This window comes from Flavobacterium sp. (genome assembly GCF_043780635.1).
Taxonomy (GTDB): domain Bacteria; phylum Bacteroidota; class Bacteroidia; order Flavobacteriales; family Flavobacteriaceae; genus Flavobacterium.
Map to the genome: position 1 here is coordinate 1 of NZ_JAYWCK010000141.1, position 4,952 is coordinate 4,952.

At 34.1% G+C, this 4,952-nt stretch carries 8 protein-coding genes; all 8 read left to right on the forward strand.

What is annotated here, in order from left to right:
* Positions 1-105 precede the first annotated feature (105 nt).
* Positions 106-591 carry a hypothetical protein gene (locus tag ACH2BV_RS12835; RefSeq protein ID WP_395051130.1) on the forward strand — a complete coding sequence of 162 codons (486 nt, stop codon included), beginning with the start codon at positions 106-108 and terminating at the stop codon, positions 589-591.
* Between the two features lie 84 nt (positions 592-675).
* A complete protein-coding gene (locus ACH2BV_RS12840; protein ID WP_395051131.1) occupies positions 676-885 on the forward strand; it encodes a hypothetical protein in 210 nt (69 codons plus the stop codon).
* 54 nt (positions 886-939) lie between these two features.
* Positions 940-1,464 (forward strand): hypothetical protein, encoded by a 525-nt coding sequence (locus tag ACH2BV_RS12845; RefSeq protein WP_395051132.1) that lies wholly within the window; start codon positions 940-942, stop codon positions 1,462-1,464.
* Positions 1,465-1,467: 3 nt separating this feature from the next.
* A complete protein-coding gene (locus ACH2BV_RS12850; protein ID WP_395051133.1) occupies positions 1,468-2,064 on the forward strand; it encodes a glycoside hydrolase family 19 protein in 597 nt (198 codons plus the stop codon).
* Positions 2,051-2,653, forward strand: coding sequence for a hypothetical protein (locus tag ACH2BV_RS12855; protein ID WP_395051134.1), 603 nt, complete (start codon positions 2,051-2,053; stop codon positions 2,651-2,653). The genes ACH2BV_RS12850 and ACH2BV_RS12855 overlap by 14 nt, the downstream gene beginning before the upstream one ends.
* 32 nt (positions 2,654-2,685) lie before the next feature.
* Positions 2,686-3,111: a hypothetical protein gene (locus tag ACH2BV_RS12860; RefSeq protein WP_395051135.1), complete on the forward strand. Its 426-nt coding sequence runs from the start codon at positions 2,686-2,688 to the stop codon at positions 3,109-3,111.
* Between the two features lies 1 nt (position 3,112).
* Entirely contained in the window at positions 3,113-3,907 is a 795-nt protein-coding gene (locus ACH2BV_RS12865; RefSeq protein ID WP_395051136.1) for a hypothetical protein, read from the forward strand.
* Positions 3,900-4,952, forward strand: a 1,053-nt coding sequence (locus ACH2BV_RS12870; protein WP_395051137.1) for a hypothetical protein, incomplete at its 3' end; no start/stop codon positions are given. The genes ACH2BV_RS12865 and ACH2BV_RS12870, both read left to right, overlap by 8 nt.

Consider the following 4,952-nt stretch of genomic DNA (forward strand, 5'->3'; position numbering starts at 1 on the left):
AGGAACAGGTAAAACTATTAAAATAGCCGGGTTATCAACTAACGCCACAATGATTTCAGACCAAAACGGTACTGGTGTCACAGTAACTCAATTCACAAACTACTAATGAAAATCCTAATCCTATTATTACTCGTCACTTCAGTAGCTTTTTCTCAAAGTCAATTTCGTTTAAATACAACTCAATTTGGGCAGTTTTCAGTGGTTGTTGACCCTTGTGCATCCATCAAAGAAAACGGTTTGCATATAGGTATCGAGGTAGAAAATATCAGGAGTTTATACGAACGATTTTCGATAACGAATTTTGCAGCCTTGAAAAACGGATATACAGACTTTGTTGGTTCTTTCGGTTTAAGCTTTACACGTGGAATGTATGAAAAAACAAGGTTCTATTCAGGAATAAGGCTTGGAGTAATTGCTAGAAATGGTGGACATCCACTATTCGGTTATGAATGTGGTATAGATACCAATCTTTGGGAAAACGCCAGCATAGGATTAAGAGCGTGGAGAGATTACCGTTCAGATATGGAATTCAACGACGGTGTAAACCAATGGCGAAACAATGGAGGTGTAAGATTGAGTTTTAAATTTTAGACGATGCAGAAAGTTGATGTTCCAAAAAAGTCTATTTCAAAAGTTTATAGACTTCATCAAAAAAGTAATTTTAAATAAATAGATATGAAAACAAGTAATTTTTTGAGCCTTAACTGGCAAGACCTTGGAAAAGGTTTAGTAATGGCAATCCTTACTCCAGTTGTGGTAATTGTACAGCAAAGTGTTTCAACAGGAAGCTTGACTTTCGATTGGAAAAGTATTGGAATTGCTGCCGTAGCTGGTGGATTTGCTTATTTAGTGAAGAATTTCTTCACTCCAAGCACCGAACAATAAAGAAAAGGCGTGAGCAATTGCGCCTTTATTTAAAAATCATTATAGCCCTAAAAAATGAGTTACATAAAAGAAACACTTTGCAGAATTATTTTATTAGTTGACAGCCGTCCAACATTCACAGAAAAAGCAACATACTTTTTTAATTTAATTGGAACATTCGGACCTATGGCTTATGTAATGGATGGTTTAGATTTTTGGTTTAGAAATAATCAACAATTTTCGTCTTTTATTCTAATTTGTTTAATGGTAAATATGATAGTTGGGGTTATCTATCATCATAAAATGGGAAGTTTTGATTTTGTGGAAATGTTTAAAAAAAATGTGTTGATATGGTTTGTTTTGATTGTAGTTTATATGATGCTGGAAATGTTAAGACTTACTGCTGGAAATAATTTTGTAGGTGAAGGATTCAAAATTATAATACAAGTGACAACTCTTTTATATCCAATTTCAAAAGTTTTAAAAAATGTTTATGTTCTTTCAAACAAACAATTCCCGCCTGCTTTTATAATGGATAGAATTTACAACTTCGAGAAAAACGGAGATTTAAACGATTTATTTGATAACTATAAAGACTAAATAATGATCAATAGAAAATCAACATTCGACAATATTCGAAAATCATTTGGTAAACTGACCGTAACTCAAGTTGAAGGCTTCACGGCTATTTTTGATGAATGGGAAGCTTCTGAACACGATGATTTGCGATGGTTGGCTTATATGCTGGCGACTGCTTGGCACGAAACAGCAAAAACGATGCAACCTATCGAAGAATACGGCAAAGGTCGCAAAAGAAAATATGGTCAGAAAGTGAAAATGTCAGGAATGGGATATACTACTCCAGATAAAATATATTTTGGTCGTGGATTTGTGCAATTGACTTGGTACGAGAATTATCAATTAATGGGTAGATTACTCGGAATTGATTTATTGAACCATCCAGAGCTTGCACTTGTAATGCGAAATGCAAGCAAAATAATGTTTGAAGGAATGACAAAAGGAGCATCTTCTTTTGGTGATTTCACAGGTAAATGTCTTGAAATCTATTTCAATGAAACTACCGACAATCCCATAGCTGCAAGAAAAATCATTAATGGAATTGATAAAGCAGGAACAATTGCCGGTTATCATAATTTGTTTTTAACGTCAATAATTAAAACAACAAATGAATTATCTTAATTACATAAAATACGGAATAATATTGATCCTGGTATGTGCTGGAATTTGGTTTGTAAAAGATTATCTGGACAAAGCAGAATTCAAAAAAGATACTGAAGCAAATGAATTGTCAAATTCAAGATTTGATTCTTTACGAGTGAAAACATTGATTTTTACCGACAAACAAATGATGGCCGCTTTGAAGCAGAATGATGATTACAAAGCTTTGTTAAAAGAAAATAATATCAAGCTAAACCGTGTCACTTCGGTGATGAATCATTTATTGAAGTATCGTGATACTTCAATTGTAAAAACTGACCTATCAGATGTTTTGAATGCCATAAATTCAAAACAAAATATTGTTTTTCCAATAAAAGATAGTACAGCTTGTTTAATCATAAAAGGAAATATCAATTATCAAAATGGTATTTTGGGATTAAATATTACGGATAGAATTTTTATAGGAAACACAACTGCAATTGGTTACTGGGAAAGAAGGCCTTGGAGTTTTCTTGGAATCAAGACCAGATTTTTAGGTAAAAAACAAGTCACGGTAAAATTAGTTGACAAATGTGGCGAAAGCCAAATTATAAATATCGAAGAAAAATAATTTATTCATATAATTTAAAACCTTAAAATAAAATGGCAAATGCAATTTTCAACTCTTTCAAAAGAGACATCGCAAACGGTAGTATCGATTTAGATACTGACACCATAAAATTAATGCTAGTAGCTGCGGCTTATGTGCCAAATATTGACACGCATACAAAACGTAGTGATGTTACAAATGAAGTATCTGGAGCAGGATATACAGCTGGTGGAGTTGCTTTGGCAAACAAAACCGTAACGATGAATACCACATCCGATAAGGGTGTTTTCGATGCCGATGATGTTGTTATTTCAACGGCTACAATTACAGCTCGTGGAGCTGTTTTGTACAAATCTCGTGGCGGTGCATCCAGTGCTGATGAACTTATTGCTTATCTTGATTTCGGAAGTGATATTACTTCTACAGCAGGAAACTTCAACATTGCTTTTGATGCTAACGGAATCATAACTTTAGGATAAGATGGCAATCACAACCCTTGACGGGATTATTGCTGCTTTAGAGCAAACCGTCATTTTCAATAAAACCGCTTCGAGAACTTCGGTTGCAGCAATTCCGTTTTCAATATTTGACTTGGCAGGAATGCCAGGAGCGGGAACATTAGCAGTTGGAAATACTGCTGCTGGAATTGTTCCAACGGATGCGCTTGCTGGAACACCAACTATAAATGCTTTTTCTGGAGCTAATATTGGCTACATTTCAAAAGTAGATTTTAGCAATACCGTTGCAAGTCGTTTGATTGTATATGACAGATTATTTTCGGCTGGAGCTTATGCTTTCAATGCTGCTGTAACATTGGCTTCACAACCAAGTTATTCAGCAAGACTTCCTAATACTGATTATAAAGGCTTGGAATTATGGTTAGAATGTGTAGCGGCTTTTACTGGAAATCAAACCATTGTTGTAACTTATACTAATCAGGATGGAACCACAGGGAGAACTACCGGAACCATCGCTACAGGTATCGCTCCGACAACTGGACGTATGCTTCGATTGAACTTACAGGCAGGAGATACAGGAATTCAGAAAATAGAAAGCGTTACTAGTTCAGTTGCAACGGTTGGCACATTTAACGTTCACGTAATGCGTAAATTATGGTCTGGTCGTGTGAAATTTGCTAATGATGGCGATATTCACGAATTTACAAAAACAGGAATGCCACAAGTTTTTGCAGATTCTTGTTTATTTTATATTGTGAATGCAGATTCAACTTCAACAGGATTGCCAACAATTGACATCGACATAGTAAATGGCTAATTTATTTAGAAAGATAAAAACGAGTTTTCAAGCATCGAGTTTCTTAAAAAGAACATCGTCTGACAACTCGTTTACTATTTTGAATAATGAGTTTTTCGGGATTCAAGGATCAGGAATTGTGGGAAATGCAACAGTTTCAGTTGCTAGTATTTCAATTATTTCGAATACTGCTGTAGCAATTGGTAATTCTACCGTAAATCCAGCAGTTTTAAACATTCCAATAGTACAAATAAGTCCAGTCATAAGTGCGTTTGCAAATACTGTTTTAGTAGTTTCAAATTTACCTATAATCGCAAATTCTGTTGCAGTCATTGGAAATTCAAATACACTACAAACCAGTTTAAACATTTCAGTTACAGCGATATTTCCAGTTGTAAATGGATTTGCTAGTATTACGTTATCCGTTTCTAATGTTTCAATCATTGTAAATACAGTTATAGCAAGCGGTTCATCAAATAGTATTTTAGCAATTTCAAATATTGCCATTGTAGTTCCTGGTCCAATTTTAAGTGGAGCTGCAAACCTAAATATTTCTGTTTCCAATATTCCAATAATTGCAAATACGATAATTGCTTCAGGGAATGCAAATGTTATTAATTCAACTATTGATTTTCCTTTTCAAATTAATTCAGCAATTGCAACTGGAGTTTCAAACGTGATAATTGCAGTAGCAATAATTGATTTACCAATTACCATAAATAATGCAATTGTCGTTGGAAATTCCAATATAAATGCAACAGTTTTAAGTATTCCTATTGTTTTAAATTCAATTATTAGTAATGGATATGCAAACAGTATTATTGCTGTTTTAGACTTGCCAATTCAGCTTAATTCTATTGTAGCTTCAGGAAATTCAAATGTTGCTTTATCGGTTATAGAAAATCCTTATTTGCTTAATTCTGCCGTTGCGAGTGGGTTTGCAAATTCGATTGTTTTAAATTCAAACATTCCAATAATTGTAAACAATTGTATTGCCACGGTAGAAACTGGAGGTGTTACAGCCTATCCTTTAAGTATTAATATCCCAACACAAGCCAGAACCGCA

What these genes read in the sequence shown, in the direction of transcription:
- ACH2BV_RS12835 (WP_395051130.1), top strand. Translation starts at nt 106, where the DNA reads ATGAAAATCCTAATCCTATTATTACTCGTCACTTCAGTAGCTTTTTCT.
- ACH2BV_RS12840 (WP_395051131.1), top strand. Translation starts at nt 676, where the DNA reads ATGAAAACAAGTAATTTTTTGAGCCTTAACTGGCAAGACCTTGGAAAA.
- ACH2BV_RS12845 (WP_395051132.1), top strand. Translation starts at nt 940, where the DNA reads ATGAGTTACATAAAAGAAACACTTTGCAGAATTATTTTATTAGTTGAC.
- ACH2BV_RS12850 (WP_395051133.1), top strand. Translation starts at nt 1,468, where the DNA reads ATGATCAATAGAAAATCAACATTCGACAATATTCGAAAATCATTTGGT.
- ACH2BV_RS12855 (WP_395051134.1), top strand. Translation starts at nt 2,051, where the DNA reads ATGAATTATCTTAATTACATAAAATACGGAATAATATTGATCCTGGTA.
- ACH2BV_RS12860 (WP_395051135.1), top strand. Translation starts at nt 2,686, where the DNA reads ATGGCAAATGCAATTTTCAACTCTTTCAAAAGAGACATCGCAAACGGT.
- ACH2BV_RS12865 (WP_395051136.1), top strand. Translation starts at nt 3,113, where the DNA reads ATGGCAATCACAACCCTTGACGGGATTATTGCTGCTTTAGAGCAAACC.